Below are 17544 nucleotides of genomic sequence, written 5' to 3' on the forward strand. Positions count from 1 at the left end.
CCGCATGCTCAGTATAGATTCCCGCTTGCGCGGGAATGACGTGCCGCAAGGCTTTATTTCTGTCCGGTGTTTAACGCCGGGGTGTCGTTCTTGGCTTTGGCTTGCGCCAGCTTCTGTTCCAGGCGCGCCATGCGCTTGGCGGCGCGCTCGACATCGTCGCGCAGGCGCGTCACGTCGTCGCCGAATTCCTGCGCCGCCACCGTCGGCACCAGCAGCGGATTTTCTTCGACAAAATATTCGGCGAGGTTTTCGCTGACCTTGGCGTGGGTGCTGCGCACGTGCGCGAAGGCCGCGCGGGCGCCATCGGCGATGCGGGTCGCCGCAATCGGGCCCATCAGGCGTTCGATGTCATGCTCGGCTTCCCAGCGCAAGCCTTTCGACAGCTGCGAGATGGTGTTGGCAAACTCGGCGTCGCCCTCGATCTTCACATACGAAAATGCGCGCTCGCGGTTCTGCGCGATCAGCGGCAGGTCGGCCAGCTTGACGCGGATGGTGACATTGGCCGGCTCGTCGGAGCCGCTGGCCTCGACCATGCCGTCGCGCGTGACGCGCAGGTGCAACGCAACGGAGGAGGCGTCGATCAACGCTTCCTTGCCGGCGTGCAGGGCCAGCGCATCGCGCGCCCAGGCTTCCTGCGCCAGCAAGTGGTTGATGGCCTTGACGACCGGAGCCATCAGAACAGCTTGAGAGGAGTGTGACATTGCCATGTTTTCATAGGGCTGAAAAACAAAAACCGCCCGGTGTTAGCGGGCGGCCTTGATCTTACCATTTGCCGGGCACAATTCCGCCCGCACAATTAATTTCCTAAATAATAATTAGGAAAGTTGCTGGATACCTGCGAGAACCCAGCCGGTGCTGCCGTCGACCGGCTTGCTCATGTTCCATACCTCGGTGAACGGCTCGGCCAGCGCGGTCGGGTCGGTCTTGATCTTGCCAACGAACTTGACGCTCGCCAGGTAATCGGCCGCGGTGGTTTCGATGCCCAGCAGTTCAGCGTCGATCGACACCACATCGGTGAAGTCGGCCACGTCGCCGCGTTCCTGGATCTGCATCTTCAGTTCTGCATACACTTCCGGCGTGGTGAATTCGCGCAGGTCGTTGAAGTCGGCCTTGTCCCATGCGGCTTGCATGCGGATGAAGCTCGATTTCGCATGACGCAGGAAGGTTGCGCTGTCGAAGTCCGACGGCACGCCATACGGCGTGGTCACGTGCGGCTGGCTGTCGCCTGCGCTGCCTGGCATCTGCTGGGCTGGCTGGAAAGCGGTCGGCTGCGCCGCAGGCTGGTAAGCAGCGCGTGGCAGGGCCGAACCGATTTCAGGCGTCGCGCCGCCACTACCCGCACCTGCTGCGACCGGCTTGTTGAAGCCTTCGAAACGCGAGTTGGCAGGGGTATCTTTACGCTTGAACATGCGATAGATGAAGAGGCCAGCCATTGCCAGCAGCGCAACCATCAGGATGCTCGAAATCATGCTGGCCATGGCGCCGCCCAGGCCCATCGACGACAGCAGCGCGCCCAGGCCGAGGCCCAGCAGTGCGCCGCCCAGCATGCCCTTCCACATGCCGCCCTTGGCCGCGGCTGCGGCAGGTGCGGCGGCGGCTGCGCCGGCAGCTGCCGGACGCTGCGCCGCCGTTGGTGCCTGCGCTGGCGTCGGGGTATTAGCCTTCTGCATCGCGGCAGGCGACTGGCGGCCAAACGATCTCTTGCCGCCCATCGGACGCGCGGTCGCTTCGACAACCATCGACATCGTCGTGATCGCAAGCATCATGGTCACAAGTAGTTTTTTCATTTGCTTTGTCATCCTAAAGTTTAATTCCAGTGTGAAGAGCGGCCACACCTGCCGTGAGATTGAAGTATTCCACCCGTTCCAGCCCGGCTTCCTGCATCATCGACTTGAGAGTTTCCTGGTCGGGATGCATGCGGATTGACTCAGCAAGGTAACGGTAGCTGTCTGAATCGCCGGCGATCTTCTGGCCCAGCCAGGGCAGGACCGAGAAGGAATACACGTCATACGGTTTCTGCAGTGGCGCCGCCACCTTCGAAAATTCCAGCACCAGCAACTTGCCGCCTGGTTTGAGGACGCGCTGCATTTCCTTGAGCGCCTGGTCCTTGTGCGTCATGTTGCGCAGGCCGAAGGCCACGCTGACCCGGTCAAAGTAGTTATCCGGGAACGGCAATTTTTCGGCGTCACACAGCATTGTGGGGGTGACGACCCCATTATTCAATAGCCTGTCGCGGCCAACGCGCAGCATCGACTCGTTGATATCGGTGTGCCACACCTCGCCCGTCGGGCCCGCTTTTTTGGCGAACGCCATCGACAAGTCGCCGGTGCCGCCTGCCAGGTCGAGCACCTTGAAACCTGGGCGGATCGCCGCGTTGGCGATCGTAAACGCCTTCCAGATGCGGTGCAGACCGCCTGACATCAGGTCATTCATCACGTCGTATTTCGACGCAACCGAATGGAAAACCTTGGCGACTTCGCGGACCTTGTCGTCCTCCGACACGGTCTTGTAGCCGAAGTGGGTTGTGTTGGTCATATTTACAGGCAAGATTAATCTTCCCTCATTATACAAGCGCGTACCCATCAAAGGCGCATCCCTAAGTTCCGCTTAAGTTTCAAACGAACCGCGGCCCGATGCGTGGCAGAATATTCCGCTTGGAAGCGAGGGACTTGCTATGAATAACGCTACTTTCCCAGTGGACAGTAAATACGACGTCGCGAGCATCATGGGCGGACTATACGGAGACGGATTCATTGCCTGCAAGGGGGCGTTTCCGCGCGCGTGGGTCTATGAACTGGGCGCCGACATCGCGATGCTGTTCGAAGAAGCGCTCAGCAGGCCGGGCGGCGCGCTCGAGCGCGGGCCAAATCGCCACTACGTCGAAATACATCCGGAAACGCTGAGCGGATTTGCCGACATCATCAGTCATCCGTGGGTGGTGGCCGTATGTACAGCGGTGCTGGGCCCGGATTACAGGATCGTCGAGGCCGGATTCGACATACCGGGGCCCGGGGCGATGAAGCAGCCGTGGCACCGGGACTTCCCGTCGCCCGAAGCCACATTGCTCGGGCGGCGCTTGAATTCGCTGGCATTCAACATCACCACCGTCGATGTCACCGAGGAGATGGGGCCATTCGAAATCGCCCCGGGAACGCAGTGGGACGACCTGACTGGCGGCGACCTGATGTTCCCGGGACCGGAGTGGAGTGACAGGTATGAAGCGCGGGCCCAGAAGAAGCTGGCGCAGATGGGCGACATCTCGGCCCGGTCGGCGCTGACGATCCACCGCGGGACGGCCAACCTGTCGCAGAGAGCGCGGCCGGTATTCGTGCTGGGCGTCGACGCGCCGGATGGAACCAACGCCGACAAGCATGATTTACAGGTAACGCGGGGGTATTACGAGAGTTTGCCGGCCGAAGTGCGGCGGCATTTGGCGGGGCGGGTGGTCGATCGGCTCGAACCGATTGTGCAAGGCCACGCCATCGAAGGGCTCAAGATGGGCCAGATGGGTTAGCAGGCCCCGTCGTTCCCGCGAACGCGGGAACCCATGCACGGTTGACATCAATGGTTGTGGCTGGCGCACCCTTTTGCTGCGGTCGGCGCGCCGGCGATCACGGCGCCCGGCTCACGCCCGCTGTCGCCCTCGAACCCCGCCGCATGCAAGCGCTGCATATAATCCGCCCACAACGCCTGCTGCTCGCTGCCCAGCTTGTACAAATACTCCCACGTGAACAAGCCGGTATTGTGCCCGTCCGAAAACGTCGGCTGCACCGCATAATTGCCTACCGGCTCCAGCGCGCTCACACCCACGTCACGCTTGCCAACCTGCAGCACCTCCTGCCCGGTCCCATGGCCGCGCACCTCGGCCGACGGCGAATACACCCGCAGCAGTTCGAACGGCAGGGAAAACGCGCTGCCGTCATCAAACGCGATATCCAGTACTTTCGATTTCTGTCGTACAGTCAGTTCGGTCGGTGTCATGCTTTTTTCTCCATGCGGCGCGCGATCTCCGCTGCCAGTTGCGGCAACAGCGCGCGGCGCGCTTCCAATACAGGTTCAGCGGTGGTGCGCACGGCAGGCGCCCACACCGGGCTCGGGAACTGCGCGTCGTCCTGATAGCGCGGAATCAGGTGCCAGTGCAGGTGCGGCACCATGTTGCCGAGGCTGGCCAGGTTCACCTTGACCGGCTCCATGATGCTTACCAGCGCCAGCTCGACCTGGTACACCGCCTCGTTGATCAGCAGGCGGTCCGCCTGCGGCAGGTCGCTCATCTCCTTGACGTGATCGTTCCAGATCACCCGGCAGAAGCCCGGATACGCGGCGTCGTCGACGATGATCACCGACAGCTTGTCGTCGCGGTAAACGGCCGGCGCCGCCAGCGCGCACAATTCGCAGCTCATACCAGCACTCGCTCGATACCGCCGTTGTTGGCGCGCGCCACATACTCGGGCAGCCAGTTCTCGCCCAGCTTGTGCCGCGCGATTTCAACCACGATGTAGTCCGCCGTGGTGCCCGAGTCGTCATTGTAGCGCGACAGGCCCTGCAGGCAGGACGGGCAGCTGGTGAGAATCTTGACGTCGCCGCCGAAACCGTCGGTGCGCAGCTTGGCCGCGCCCTTCTCCATCTCGTCCTCCTTGCGGAAGCGCACCTGCGTGGCGATGTCCGGACGCGACACGCCGAACGTGCCCGACTCGCCGCAGCAGCGGTCGTTCTTCTCGATCTTCACATTGTCGATGGTCGACACCAGCGCGTTCACCGTCTTCACCGAATCCTGCAGCTTCATCGGGTTGTGGCAAGGCTCGTGGTACATGTAGCGGGTACCGGTGACGCCTTCGAGCTTGACGTCCTTCTCCAGCAGGTACTCGTGGATGTCCATGATGCGGCAGCCAGGGAAGATCTTCTCGAACTCGTAGGTGGCCAGCTGGTCGTAGCAGGTACCGCAGGAGACCAGCACCGTCTTGATGTCGAGGTAGTTCAGCGTATTGGCCATGCGGTGGAACAGCACGCGGTTATCCGTCATCATCTTGTCGGCCTTGTCGTACTGGCCGGCGCCGCGCTGCGGATAGCCGCAGCACAGGTAACCCGGCGGCAGCACGGTCTGCACGCCCACTTCCCACAGCATCGCCTGGGTCGCCAGGCCCACTTGCGAGAACAATCGCTCCGACCCGCAGCCCGGGAAGTAGAACACCGCTTCGGTGTCGGCCGTGGTGCTCTTCGGATTGCGGATGATCGGAATGACCTTGTCGTCTTCGATGTCGAGCAGCGCGCGCGCGGTCTTCTTCGGCAGGTTGCCCGGCATTTTCTTGTTGATGAAGTGGATCACCTGCTCGCGCACCGGCGGCTTGCCGGTGCTCGGCGGCGGCGCCTTGGTCTGCTTCTTGGCGAACTTCTTGAGCAGGCTGTTGCCTGCGCGCTGAGCCTTGTAGCCCCAGTCGATCATCACCTTGCGGGTAGCATTGATCGTGGTCGGGTCGGTCGCGTTCAGGAAGAACATGCCGGCCGCGGTGGTCGGGTTGAAGCTCTTCTTGTCCATCTTGCGCAGCAGGTTGCGCATGTTCATCGAGACGTCGCCGAAGTCGATGTTGACCGGGCATGGCGTCACGCACTTGTGGCACACGGTGCAATGGTCGGCCACGTCCTCGAACTCTTCCCAGTGGCGGATCGACACGCCGCGGCGGGTCTGCTCTTCGTACAGGAACGCTTCGATCAGCGCCGACGTCGCCAGGATCTTGTCGCGCGGCGAATACAGCAGGTTCGCGCGCGGCACGTGCGTGGTGCAGACCGGCTTGCACTTGCCGCAGCGCAGGCAGTCCTTGATGCTGTTGGCGATCTCGCCGATATCGCTTTGCTGCATGATCAGCGATTCGTGGCCCATCAGGCCGAACGACGGCGTGTACGCGTTGCGCAGGTCGGCGTTGAATTCCGGGTTGTTCAGCAGCTTGCCCTTGTTGAAGCGCCCTTCCGGATCGACCCGCAGCTTGTAGTCGCGGAAGTCCTTCATTTCGTCTTCGGTCAGGAACTCCAGCTTGGTGATGCCGATGCCATGCTCGCCGGAGATCACGCCGTCCAGCGAACGCGCCAGCTTCATGATGCGCCCGACCGCCTCGTGCGCGTCCTGCAGCATCGCGTAGTCGTCCGAGTTGACCGGCAGGTTGGTATGCACGTTGCCGTCGCCTGCATGCATGTGCAGCGCGACGAACACGCGCGAGCGCAGCACGCGCTGGTGGATCGCGGCAGCTTCGTCCAGGATCAGCTTGAACGAGCCGCCGTTGAAGATGTGGCGCAGCTCGGCGCGAATCTCGTGCTTCCACGAGATCCGCACGGTGCGGTCCTGCACCACGTCGAACAAGGTGGCGCCAGGCTGCTGCGCCAGGCGCTTCTCGTACACATCTAGCGGCTGCTGCACGCCCAGCGCCAGCAGGCGCTCCGTGACGCCAGCGAGCGGCTGGTCGAGGTTCGCCAGCACATAGGTCCAGCGCACCCGCGCCGCGTCGAGCAGGTCAAGCGCCTGCTGCGGGCGGTCGCCCAGCATCTCGTCGGCGCCGATGCCTTCGCGTGCCGCGTCATCGCCTTTCGCGACCGGCAGGTGGCCCGCCGCGACGAAGTCGCGCAGCTGCTCGACCAGCTGCAGCTTGTTCTTGATCGACAGCTCGATGTTGATGCGCTCGATCCCGTCGGTGTACTCGCCCATGCGGTTCAAGGGAATCACCACGTCTTCGTTGATCTTGAAGGCGTTGGTGTGCTTGGCGATGGCGGCGGTGCGTGCGCGGTCCAGCCAGAACTTCTTGCGCGCTTCGGGGCTGACGGCGACAAAGCCCTCGCCCACGCGCGTGTTCGCGATGCGCACGACTTCCGACGCGGCGATCGCGACCGCGTTTTCATCGTCGCCGACGATGTCGCCGAACAGCGCCATCTTCGGCAGCACGCCGCGCTTGGATTTGGTGGCGTAGCCGACCGCGCGCAGGTAGCGCTCATCGAGGTGTTCGAGGCCAGCCAGGCGCAGCGTCGCAAACGCTTCGCCGCCTTTGGCCGGCAGGCCGTCCAGGTAGTCCTTGATCTCGACGATCGACGGGATCGCGTCGCGCGCCTGGCCGAAGAATTCCAGGCAGACCGTGCGCGTGTGCTTGGGCAGCTTGTGCAAAATCCAGCGCGCCGATGTGATCAGGCCATCGCAGCCTTCTTTCTGGATGCCCGGCAGGCCCGCCAGGAACTTGTCGGTGACGTCCTTGCCCAGGCCTTCCTTGCGGAAGCGGCGGCCTTCGATTTCCAGCATCTCGGTCTTGAACGGTTCGGCCCTGGCCGAACCGCGCGTGGACGGATGCGTCCATTCGAGCTTGAAGCGCGCGACCGGCGCATCGTGGATCTTCGACAGGTTATGGTCGATGCGCGTCACTTCCAGCCAGTCGCCGTTCGGGTCGACCATGCGCCACGACGCCAGGTTGTCGAGCGCGGTGCCCCACAACACGGCCTTCTTGCCGCCCGCGTTCATGGCGATGTTACCGCCGATGCAGGACGCTTCGGCCGACGTCGGGTCGACCGCGAACACGAAGCCCGCCCGTTCAGCCGCATCCGACACGCGCTTGGTCACCACGCCAGCGCCCGAGTAGATGGTCGCGTATTCGCGCTCCACCCCAGGCAGCATCGTCATCTCGACTTCGCCCAGCGAAATCAGTTTTTCCGTGTTGATCACCGCCGACATCGGCGTCAGCGGAATCGCACCGCCCGTGTAGCCGGTGCCGCCGCCGCGCGGGATGATGGTCAGGCCAAGTTCGATACAGCCTTTCACCAGCCCGGCCATTTCGTCTTCGCTGTCCGGGGTCAGCACCACGAACGGATACTCCACCCGCCAGTCGGTCGCGTCGGTCACGTGCGATACGCGCTTGATGCCGTCGAAGCGGATGTTGTGCTTTTCCGTGTAGCGGCCCAGCACCTTGGTGGCCCGCTTGCGCAGGTCGTAGGTGGCGCGGAACTCGTTGCCGAAGTCCTCGACCGCGCGCGTCGCGGCAGCCAGCAGCTTTTCGACGGCGGCGCTGCGGCTGCGTGCCAGTTCGGTATCGGCGGCATCGGCTTCCAGCGAATCGACCGTCAGGCGGCGCTTGTCGACTTCGGCCAGGCGGTGATGCAGCGCGTCGATCAGTTCCTGGCGCCGGGTCGGGTTGTCCAGCAGGTCATCCTGCAGGTAGGGGTTGCGCCGCACCACCCAGATATCCCCCAGTACTTCGTACAGCATGCGCGCCGATCGCCCGGTCTGGCGCGCGCCGCGCAAGGCGTCGAGCAGCTCCCACGCTTCTTCGCCCAGCAGGCGGATCACGATCTCCCGATCGGAAAACGAGGTGTAGTTGTACGGAATTTCGCGCAGGCGCGTTGCGGCGGGACCGTTGGGCGTCTCGGCCAGCAATGCCTGGATTTGTGCGGGGGCGTTCATGTATGCGTGGCTTCTCGGACTGACCCTAGGGAGGAACATTCTAGCGTATTGCGATGCACAACGCCCCGGGCGGGCCTATTTTCGACACCTTGCCGGGCGCCGGACGGCTTCGTTTGTTTGCAAAAATTGATCTTCATGCAAATATAATTTGCATTACCCGCAGTTGAAGCCCCGGATATTCGGCCTATTTTTACGCCAACCGCATATTCAGGCGAGCATTTGGCCCAGTTGTTTCCAGAAGCCATCCGGCACATACAGCAGCAGCGCGGTCATGGTCAGGTAGCGTCCAAATTTACCGATCGCCATGTAGCCAAGGCTCGGCCAGAACGGCAGGTGCAGCCATCCGCCCAGCGTGCACAGCGGGTCGCCGACGGCCGGCACCCACGACAGCAGCATCGCCTTCGGGCCAAACCGCGCCAGCCACTTGAACCACACCGTTTCGCGCTCCTTGGCGAAGGCCACCTTGGCGCGGTAGCCGATGAAGTAGTCGACCGCGCCGCCCAGCGTGTTGCCGACCGTGGCGACCAGGATCGCCGGCCAGAACATGGCCGGATTGGCCTTCACCACCGCGAACACGGCCGGCTCGGAACCCAGCGGCACCAGCGTGGCGGAGACGAACGAGATGATGAAGACCGAACTGAGGCCGACCGCGGGAGCGGCCAGCACTTTGAGCAGCCAGAGAACTGCGGATTCGATCATGGGGGTAGAGGACGGCTGGTTGAGCGTCCATTATAATGAGGAATACCTATCGCACCGACACGATAGGCCGAGCCCGCCAACCGCGCTCGCCTGTCGCACTGAACGCCTCGGCTACACGCCGGTCGGGACAGTCATTTGAATTTTGTCGCTCCCGTGAAAACGGGAGCCCATAAGCCGCCGAAAGCTTGAGTTCAGCATCGGTTCCCGCATGCGCGGGAACGACGTCGGTGGCTTTGAAATCTACTGTTTGCAGAACATGACAATCGACTATCTCAAGAAAATCCTGACCGCCCGCGTCTACGACGTTGCCGATGAAACCCCGCTGGAACTGGCGCCGACCCTGTCCGAGCGCTTCGAGAACCGCATTTACTTCAAGCGCGAAGACATGCAGAGCGTCTTCAGCTTCAAGCTGCGCGGCGCCTACAACAAGATGGCCAACCTGACTGCGGCGCAGTTGAAGCGCGGCGTGATCTGCGCCTCGGCCGGCAACCACGCGCAGGGCGTCGCCCTGTCGGCCTGCAAGCTAGGCTGCCGCGCGCTGATCGTCATGCCGACCACCACCCCGCCGTTGAAGATCGAAGCGGTCAAGGCGCGCGGCGGCGCGAACGTTGAAGTCGTGCTGCACGGCGAGTCCTACACCGACGCCTACCACCACGCGCTGACCCTCGAAAAAGAACAGAAGCTGACCTTCGTGCACCCGTTCGACGACCCTGACGTCATCGCCGGCCAGGGCACCATCGGCATGGAGATCCTGCGCCAGCACTCGGGCCCGATCCACGCGATATTCGTCGCCATCGGCGGCGGCGGCCTGATCGCCGGCGTGGCCGCCTACGTCAAGCAGGTCCGCCCCGACATCAAGATCATCGGCGTGCAGACGCTCGACTCCGACGCCATGGCGCGCAGCCTCAAGGCCGGCCAGCGCGTGACGCTGTCCGACGTCGGCCTGTTCTCGGACGGCACCGCGGTGCGGCTGGTCGGCGAAGAGACCTTCCGCCTGGCGCAAAAGTACGTCGACGAGATCATCATCGTCGACAACGACGCCATCTGCGCCGCGATCAAGGACGTGTTCCAGGACACCCGCAGCATCCTCGAACCGGCTGGCGCCCTCGCCGTTGCCGGCGCCAAGGCTTACGTCGAGCGCAGCGCGATGTCGAAAGACCCGGTGCGCAACGAGTCGCTGGTAGCGATTGCCTGCGGCGCCAACATGAACTTCGACCGCTTGCGCTTCGTCGCCGAACGCGCCGAAGTCGGCGAATCGCGCGAGGCGGTCTTCGCGGTAACGATCCCCGAGCAGCGCGGCAGCTTCCGCCGCTTCTGCGAACTGGTCGGGCCGCGCAACGTCACCGAATTCAGTTACCGCATCAGCGACGCAAGCGAAGCGCACGTCTTCGTCGGCGTCCAGATCTCGACCCGCGCCGAATCGGGCGTACTGGCGCGCACCTTCGAACAGAACGACTTCCGCACGCTCGACCTGACCCACGACGAGCTGGCCAAGCTGCATATCCGCCACCTCGTCGGCGGCAAGAGCGCGCTCTCGCAAGACGAGCTACTGTATCGTTTTGAATTCCCCGAACGCCCGGGCGCCTTGATGCGCTTCCTCGCCAGCATGGCCCCGAACTGGAACATCTCGCTGTTCCATTACCGCAACCAGGGCGGCGATGTCGGCCGCATTCTGGTGGGCCTGCAAGTCCCGTCCGGCGAGATGGAAGAATTCCGTCTTTTCCTTTCCACCCTCGGCTACCGCTACTGGGACGAGAGTGCCAACCCGGTATACAAGCTTTTCCTTTAATCGCACATGACCAACACCCCCGACCAGTCACCGCTGGGTAAAACCTCCGCCTACCAGTCGCAGTACGCGCCCGAGCTGCTGTTCCCGATCGCGCGCCAGCAAAAGCGCGACGAACTGCAGCTCACCGGCGCGCTGCCGTTCTTCGGCGTCGACATCTGGAACGGCTACGAGCTGTCATGGCTGAACATGCGCGGCAAGCCGCAGGTCGCGATTGCGACCTTCACCGTGCCGGCCGATTCGCCGAACATCATCGAATCGAAATCGTTCAAGCTGTACCTCAATTCGTTCAACCAGACCCGCCTGGCCAACCAGGAAGCGCTGGTCGAGCTGCTGCGCGAAGATGTCTCCGCCGCCGCCGGCGCGCCGGTCAGCGTCGTGGTGACGATGCAGGAAGACTTCGGCCGCCTCAAGATGGGCGAGCTTGACGGACTGCTGCTCGACCGCCTCGACATCGAGGTCGATCACTACTCGCCCTCCCCGGCGCTGCTCAAGGCCACCAGGGGCCAGCCGCCGGTCGAAGAAACCTTGGTGTCGCACCTGCTCAAATCGAACTGCCTGGTGACCGGCCAGCCCGACTGGGGCAGCGTGCAGATCCATTACATCGGCCAGCAGATCGACCAGGAAGGGCTGCTCAAGTACCTGATCGGCTTCCGCGAACACAACGAGTTCCACGAACAGTGCGTCGAGCGGATTTTCGTCGACATCATGCGCCAGTGCGCGCCGCAGAAGCTGGCCGTATACGCCCGCTACACCCGCCGCGGTGGCCTTGACATCAATCCATGGCGCGCCAACTTCAGCACCAGCCGACCGCCCAACCTGCGCGGCGCGCGCCAGTGACGCCTTGATCAAGGTCAACAGTTGCGATCCATGCCACGCGCAGCGGTTGACCTAGTTTCCGCAAGGGAATATCTTGATCACATGCAATGCCGCTTCCACAGCCAAGGCGGCCTTGATTATCCTCAAAACAACACCATCTCCCGTTTTGGCTGGCATTGAAAACGGCATTGCTGAGTGTGCCATTCGAAAACGAATTACAGCGCCGCAAAACAGGCCTATAATTCTGGCTCGCAAGCACCTTTGTGCACTGCAACATTAAAACAGTGTCATGACCAATCTTAGCAAAATCTTATCGCCCGAGAACGTGCTGCTCGATCTCGAAGTCTCCAGCAAGAAGCGCGCCTTCGAGCAGGCCGGCCTGATTTTTGAAAACAATTGCGGCATTGCACGCTCGACCGTCTCGGACAACCTGTTCGCCCGCGAGCGCCTCGGCTCAACCGGCCTCGGCCACGGTGTCGCCGTCCCGCACGGCCGCATCAAAGGCAGCAAGAGCCTGAAGTCGCCGCTGGGTGCCTTCGTCCGCCTGGCCGAGCCGATCCCTTTCGAGTCGCCCGACGGTCAGCCGGTCAATCTGCTGTTCTTCCTGCTGATTCCCGATCACGTCACCCAGCAGCACCTTGAAATCCTGTCGGAAATCGCCGAGATGTTCTCGGACGACGCTTTCCGTACCGCGCTGTCGACCGACCCCGATCCGAAGTCGGTCCATGCGCGCATCACCAGCTGGCAACCAAGCCTGCAGGCCTTGGGTTAAACTTGGCGTTCCGGGCGCCACGCGCCCAACTACAAAGACCTGTTCATGCTGCAAACTCCGCTGACCATCCAACGGCTGTACGACGACAACCGCGAGTCTTTGGAGCTTGGCTGGTTCGCCGGCTTTCCCGGCGGCGAACGCCTCATCTCGGGCGATGTGGCATCCGCAGCCGACCAGGTCGGCCACCTGAACCTGATCCACCCCGGACGCATCCAGGTCTTCGGCCATCAGGAACTGGGCTACTACCACCGCCTTAAATCGAGCTCGCGCGCGCACGTCATCGCCGAACTGATCGGCGGCGGCCCGCCGGCGCTGATCATTGCGCAGGGCCTCGACACGCCACCCGACATTCTCGCCATCTGCGACGAGCAAAACATCCCGCTGTTCTCCACCCCGCTGCCAGCGGCGCAGGTGATCGACTACCTGCGCGTCTACCTGTCCAAAAAGCTGGCGCAGCGCATCATCATGCATGGCGTCTTCATGGACGTGCTGGGGGTTGGCGTGCTGATCACCGGCGACTCGGGCCTGGGCAAGAGCGAGCTTGGCCTGGAACTGATTTCACGCAGCCATGGCCTGGTCGCCGACGACGCCGTCGAATTCTCGCGCATCGCCCCGAACATGATCGAAGGCCGCTGCCCGCCGCTGCTGCAGAACCTGCTCGAAGTGCGCGGCCTCGGCCTGCTCGACATCAAGGCGATCTTCGGCGAGACCGCCGTGCGCCGCAAGATGCGCCTGAAGCTGATCGTGCACCTGGTGCGCCGCGGCGCCGCCGAAGAAGAAGTCGAACGCCTGCCTTTCAATTTCCCGACCGAGGATGTGCTGGGACTGCCGATCCGCAAGGTCGTCATTCCGGTCGCCGCCGGCCGCAACATCGCGGTTCTGCTTGAGGCCGCGGTGCGCAACACCATCTTGCAACTGCGCGGCATCGACACCCTGCAAGAGTTCATGGAACGCCAGCGCCAGGCCATGACGGGCGATTAAACCGCGCCACCCATGAATGCACCGTCGTTCCCGCGCCTGCGGGAACCCATGCTGGCGCCTCCCGTCCCACGCCCGGCGCAAGTGCGCAACGGATCTCTTACCCGCAACCAGCCAGGCTTCTGCTCGGTATGCAATGCAATCTCGACCGCTTCCCTGAATGCGTTCATCGCACTGCGTCGATTCGCCATTGGTCTAGTTCAGTCCAATCGGGGCTATTCGAGTCTGATTCGGACTAAAAACCCAAGGCGCTCATCTAAAGATGTCGATAAATTCGCGCGCCCGGTCTAATGCGATCCAAATGAATGCGGCAGAAATCTAAAGTAAACCATATCCGTTTTCGTCGGTCCAAACTTTAGACACCTTTAGAGAGGGCTGAGATCATGGAATATGAAGCGAAGCAGCCTGTGAACCTGCCGATCGTCGACTACCTGAGATTGGAATTTCATTTAATGGAAACCCGTCCGAACATTCGGCCCGATGCCTTCGTGGCAGACCTTGTGCAGCGCTGGCTGATGATTGATACCGAGCGGCTCGCACTGCGCAAGAATGGCCGGCCAATGCGCGGCTTTCAATGGAAGAATCTCTTCCTCCCCGACGGAACGAAGCTGCGCACGACCTACTGCGACGCAACCGAATTCGCACAGGTGATGGGTGACCGGATCGTTTCTGACAATGGTGCGCGCCTGACTCCGTCGCAGTTCGCCAACCTTTACGCGAAGGGCCGCAACGCATGGCGCTTTGTGTGGCTCCGTTTTCCGGGCGACGAAAACTGGCGCCGCGCCGCCGATTGCAGGGCGCGCGCTGAAAGTCAGCGACAACAGACTTGCGAGGAACCCTGACATCGCCTGCAGCGTGGTGGCAGGCCTGAAGCCATATTGCTTGGGTAGCAGGAACGCGGGCCAGAACTTCCTGGCTGCCGATGGAGTCGAACCGGCATACACCTCAACCCGGAGGCTGCCATGCACACCATTCGACACGTCTCCGCGGCACTGGTAGGGCTGGGCTTGTGCGCCAGCGCCCTCGCCCAGGCAATCTCCGAAGAAACACCCCCGTCGACCTGCGGCAACCGGCTGGTTGCCGGCATCACCTGCACCGGCCGCTACTGCGACAACATCGAAGCGATATGCGGCGTGGGTAGGCGCGACCTGTACGACATCCGCTGGTCGGCATTCGTCTCCGAAGAAGGCGACGCGGTCGCCCAATGCACCGTTCCCAACCCCTTCGAGCGCGGTGACTGGCCCGCAGGCGAACCAGCCTTCATCAGCGGGTTCTCCTGCAAGGGGCGGTACTGCGACAATATCGCGCTGGAATGCGTGGCCCTCAAGGACGCCTTCCCCGCAACCTTTGGCGGACCGAGCTGTCAATGGACTAGCTGGGTATCCGAGGAAACACCAACCCTGCGATTTCCGCCCGGCTTCGGCGCGATCAGCATGGCATGCCGTGGTAAATACTGCGACGACAAACGCTTCCTGGTCTGCCCGCTGATGCAACGATAATGTCTGCTGAATCTGCCATGCCCGCTGGCAATCGCTGAGCGAAACCGATGCCGTTGCGGTATCATCGGGGCATGCGAATCGTACTCATCACAGGAATTTCCGGCTCCGGCAAATCGGTAGCCCTCAATGTTCTTGAAGACGCCGGCTACTACTGCGTGGACAACCTGCCTCCGGCTCTGTTGCCCAGCCTGGTCAAGGCGCTGGTTGCCGACGGTACCGACAAACTCGCTGTCGCCGTTGACGCGCGCAGCGCGCAGTCGCTGGTCGAGCTGCCGGCCAATGTGCGCCAGTTGAAAGACGACGGCCACGATGTCAAACCGATGTTCCTCACTGCGAACACGCATTCGCTGGTGGCGCGTTTCTCCGAAACCCGTCGCAGCCACCCTCTTTCGCACCAGTTGCGCCCGGACGAAAATCCGGCATCGCGCCGCACCCTGATCGAATGCATCCTCGAAGAACGCGAACGCCTGTCGGCAATTGAAAACCTCGGACACGTGATCGACACGTCCGAGCTGTCAGCCAACAAACTGCGCGCCTGGATCAAGGAACTGGCGGAGATAGAACGCGCTCCGCTGACGCTGTTCTTCGAATCGTTCGCCTTCAAGCTTGGCGTGCCGCTCGACGCCGACTTCGTGTTTGACGTGCGCGCGCTGCCGAATCCCTACTACGACCTCGCACTGCGCCCGATGACCGGCATGGACGCGCCAGTAATTGCCTTCCTCGACGCGCAGCCAAGCGCGGCGGAGCTGCTGAACGACATCCGTGCGTTTATCGAGAAGTGGCTGCCGTCGTTCAAGACCGATAACCGCAGCTACCTGACCGTTGCCCTTGGCTGCACGGGCGGCCAGCACCGCTCGGTCTATATGGCAGAACGCCTCGCCGCCTATTTCAGCCCGACCGAACGCGTGGTGCTCAGGCACCGCGAGCAATCGTAATCAGAAGGTGACGGTCACCGAAGCGGCGCTGCGCGTCGCTTTGCCGTGATACACCGCCTCGATATTGTTCCCATCCGGATCAAGCACGAACGCGGCGTAATAGCCCGGATGATAAGCCCGCTCGCCTGGCGCGCCATTGTCCTTGCCGCCATTTTCCAGCGCCGCCCTGTAGAACGCCTCCACCATCTTTTCGTCTTGCGCCTGGAACGCCAGGTGATGGCGACCGGTCAGCGAGCCCTGTGCCGCCTCGCTGCCGGCAGTGGACACGAACAATTCATCGGCCCAGAAGTAGTCGTCGGCCTCGCCGCCGATCGGCACCTGAAGCACGCTGAAAATCGCGCCATAAAATTTGCGCGACACATCGATATCGCGCACCACCAGCTGTATGTGATCGATCAGCCGGCCGCGGTGAATTTCGCTTGCCTCCATGCTGTCCTCCTGAAGAGAAAAACCGGGAACCTTAACCGTGCCGCGCCCCGCGTCGCTTGGTCGCGCTCCTGTTATGACATGCCGAAAAACCGCGAACCCATCATTACAGATGCCGCAGCGGATGCGCCCTGTCCGGCCACACCGGCGCAAAAAATTTCTCCACCATCTCTTGCGTCACGTCTTCCAGCCCAGCCGGATTCCACTTCGGTGCATTGTCCTTGTCGATCACCAGCGCCCTCACACCCTCCAGCACTTCGCCATGCTCGAAATTATGCCGCACCACGGTGCGCTCCATGCGCAGGCAGTCCGCCACATCCAGCGCCGCGCCGCGCACCAGCAATGCATGCGTCACGCACATCATCAGCGGCGAGCGCTGGCGCATCGCGCCCAGCGCCTTCTGGAAGAACGCGCCATCATCCTGTTCCAGCGACGCCATCACCGCCGCCACCGAGCCTGCGCCAAAATGCTTGTCGATCCCCGCGCGCTGCGCTTCCAGCGTGCTTGCGCCGGCCTGCCCTGCAAACTGTGCAGCGAACCCCTCGATCGCCGCGCGCAGTTCGCTACCCGGCGTCGCCTCGATCAGCGCCTTCAACGCCGCCATTTGCGCCTGCGGTACAAACAGATCCGCCAGCCCGACGTACAAGGCATCGGCCGCTCCAACTGTGAGTCCGGTCAGTCCCAGGTAGTTCCCCAGCTGCCCTGGCGCGTGCGACAAAAAGTGCGAGCCGCCGACATCCGGGAACAGGCCAATATTCACTTCGGGCATGGCCATCTTGGTGCCTTCGGTAACGATGCGGATGCCGCTGTCAGGCCCGCCTTGCGCGATGCCCATGCCGCCGCCCATCACCACGCCTTCCATCAACGACACATACGGCTTCGGGTAATAATGAATCAGGTGGTTAAGCGCGTATTCCTCGGTGAAGAAGTCTTCCAGCAGCGCGCTGCCGCCCATCGGAGTGGCGTGGCCGACTTCATGGAAGAAGCGGATGTCGCCGCCGGCGCACAAGGCTTTCTCGCTGCTGCTGGCAATCACTACCGCGTCGATCGCGGCGTCGTCGCGCCAGCCTTCAAGCGCCTCAGCCAGGTCGCGCACCATGCCAAGCGACAGGGAGTTCAGCGCCTTCGGGCGGTCCAGTGTGATGATGCCGGTACGGTTGGCGATGCGGGTTTTGACAAATTCGCTCATGACAGTGTGTGTGGGA

17 protein-coding genes are annotated in these 17544 nt (G+C 62.6%); 8 read left to right on the forward strand and 9 right to left on the reverse strand.

Features of this window, described 5'->3' with window-relative positions:
* Positions 1-53: 53 nt before the first annotated feature.
* From I4X03_RS00850 to ubiE, 3 genes are all read right to left on the reverse strand, one after another.
* Positions 54-707 (reverse strand): ubiquinone biosynthesis accessory factor UbiJ, encoded by a 654-nt coding sequence (locus I4X03_RS00850; RefSeq protein WP_223464345.1) that lies wholly within the window; start codon positions 705-707, stop codon positions 54-56.
* 108 nt (positions 708-815) lie between these two features.
* Entirely contained in the window at positions 816-1787 is a 972-nt protein-coding gene (locus tag I4X03_RS00855) for a Tim44 domain-containing protein (protein WP_223464347.1), read from the reverse strand.
* A gap of 13 nt (positions 1788-1800) precedes the next feature.
* Positions 1801-2535: a bifunctional demethylmenaquinone methyltransferase/2-methoxy-6-polyprenyl-1,4-benzoquinol methylase UbiE gene (gene ubiE, locus I4X03_RS00860; protein WP_223464349.1), complete on the reverse strand. Its 735-nt coding sequence runs from the start codon at positions 2533-2535 to the stop codon at positions 1801-1803.
* A 139-nt stretch (positions 2536-2674) separates the two neighbouring features.
* Between ubiE and I4X03_RS00865 the strand changes: the two genes are divergently transcribed.
* Positions 2675-3514 (forward strand): phytanoyl-CoA dioxygenase family protein, encoded by an 840-nt coding sequence (locus tag I4X03_RS00865; protein ID WP_223464352.1) that lies wholly within the window; start codon positions 2675-2677, stop codon positions 3512-3514.
* 47 nt (positions 3515-3561) lie between these two features.
* Here the strand turns inward: I4X03_RS00865 and I4X03_RS00870 are convergent, their stop codons facing one another.
* The 4 genes from I4X03_RS00870 to I4X03_RS00885 form a co-directional block, all read right to left on the reverse strand.
* A complete protein-coding gene (locus I4X03_RS00870) occupies positions 3562-3981 on the reverse strand; it encodes a gamma-butyrobetaine hydroxylase family protein (protein ID WP_223464354.1) in 420 nt (139 codons plus the stop codon).
* On the reverse strand, positions 3978-4400 hold the full coding sequence (locus I4X03_RS00875) for an HIT family protein (RefSeq protein WP_223464356.1): 423 nt from the start codon (positions 4398-4400) through the stop codon (positions 3978-3980). The genes I4X03_RS00870 and I4X03_RS00875 overlap by 4 nt, the downstream gene beginning before the upstream one ends.
* The gene (locus I4X03_RS00880; protein ID WP_223464358.1) at positions 4397-8425 is read right to left on the reverse strand and encodes a DUF3683 domain-containing protein; all 4029 of its coding nucleotides are present in this window, start codon (positions 8423-8425) and stop codon (positions 4397-4399) included. The genes I4X03_RS00875 and I4X03_RS00880 overlap by 4 nt, the downstream gene beginning before the upstream one ends.
* A 207-nt stretch (positions 8426-8632) precedes the next feature.
* On the reverse strand, positions 8633-9124 hold the full coding sequence (locus I4X03_RS00885; protein ID WP_223464360.1) for a YqaA family protein: 492 nt from the start codon (positions 9122-9124) through the stop codon (positions 8633-8635).
* Between the two features lie 256 nt (positions 9125-9380).
* Between I4X03_RS00885 and ilvA the strand changes: the two genes are divergently transcribed.
* The 7 genes from ilvA (at position 9381) to rapZ (ending at position 15913) form a co-directional block, all read left to right on the forward strand.
* The gene (gene ilvA, locus I4X03_RS00890; protein WP_223464362.1) at positions 9381-10913 is read left to right on the forward strand and encodes a threonine ammonia-lyase, biosynthetic; all 1533 of its coding nucleotides are present in this window, start codon (positions 9381-9383) and stop codon (positions 10911-10913) included.
* Between the two features lie 6 nt (positions 10914-10919).
* Positions 10920-11750 carry an NADPH-dependent 7-cyano-7-deazaguanine reductase QueF gene (gene queF, locus I4X03_RS00895; protein WP_223464373.1) on the forward strand — a complete coding sequence of 277 codons (831 nt, stop codon included), beginning with the start codon at positions 10920-10922 and terminating at the stop codon, positions 11748-11750.
* Positions 11751-12018: 268 nt separating this feature from the next.
* Positions 12019-12501 carry a PTS sugar transporter subunit IIA gene (locus I4X03_RS00900; RefSeq protein ID WP_223464375.1) on the forward strand — a complete coding sequence of 161 codons (483 nt, stop codon included), beginning with the start codon at positions 12019-12021 and terminating at the stop codon, positions 12499-12501.
* Positions 12502-12546: 45 nt separating this feature from the next.
* Positions 12547-13482 carry an HPr(Ser) kinase/phosphatase gene (gene hprK / locus I4X03_RS00905; protein WP_223464377.1) on the forward strand — a complete coding sequence of 312 codons (936 nt, stop codon included), beginning with the start codon at positions 12547-12549 and terminating at the stop codon, positions 13480-13482.
* Between the two features lie 380 nt (positions 13483-13862).
* Positions 13863-14321 (forward strand): hypothetical protein, encoded by a 459-nt coding sequence (locus I4X03_RS00910; RefSeq protein WP_223464379.1) that lies wholly within the window; start codon positions 13863-13865, stop codon positions 14319-14321.
* A 120-nt stretch (positions 14322-14441) separates the two neighbouring features.
* A complete protein-coding gene (locus I4X03_RS00915) occupies positions 14442-14978 on the forward strand; it encodes a hypothetical protein (RefSeq protein WP_223464381.1) in 537 nt (178 codons plus the stop codon).
* A 71-nt stretch (positions 14979-15049) separates the two neighbouring features.
* Complete coding sequence (rapZ, locus tag I4X03_RS00920) at positions 15050-15913, forward strand: RNase adapter RapZ (RefSeq protein WP_223464383.1); 864 nt, start codon at positions 15050-15052, stop codon at positions 15911-15913.
* On the opposite strand, the gene I4X03_RS00925 is transcribed toward rapZ, so the two are convergent.
* Both I4X03_RS00925 and I4X03_RS00930 read right to left on the reverse strand, forming a co-directional pair.
* Positions 15914-16342: a VOC family protein gene (locus I4X03_RS00925; protein ID WP_223464385.1), complete on the reverse strand. Its 429-nt coding sequence runs from the start codon at positions 16340-16342 to the stop codon at positions 15914-15916.
* A gap of 103 nt (positions 16343-16445) precedes the next feature.
* Positions 16446-17528: an enoyl-CoA hydratase/isomerase family protein gene (locus tag I4X03_RS00930; protein ID WP_223464387.1), complete on the reverse strand. Its 1083-nt coding sequence runs from the start codon at positions 17526-17528 to the stop codon at positions 16446-16448.
* Between the last annotated feature and the right edge of the window lie 16 nt (positions 17529-17544).

Origin of the sequence: Massilia soli, assembly GCF_016809835.1 — a bacterium.
Lineage (GTDB): Bacteria > Pseudomonadota > Gammaproteobacteria > Burkholderiales > Burkholderiaceae_D > Telluria_A > Telluria_A soli.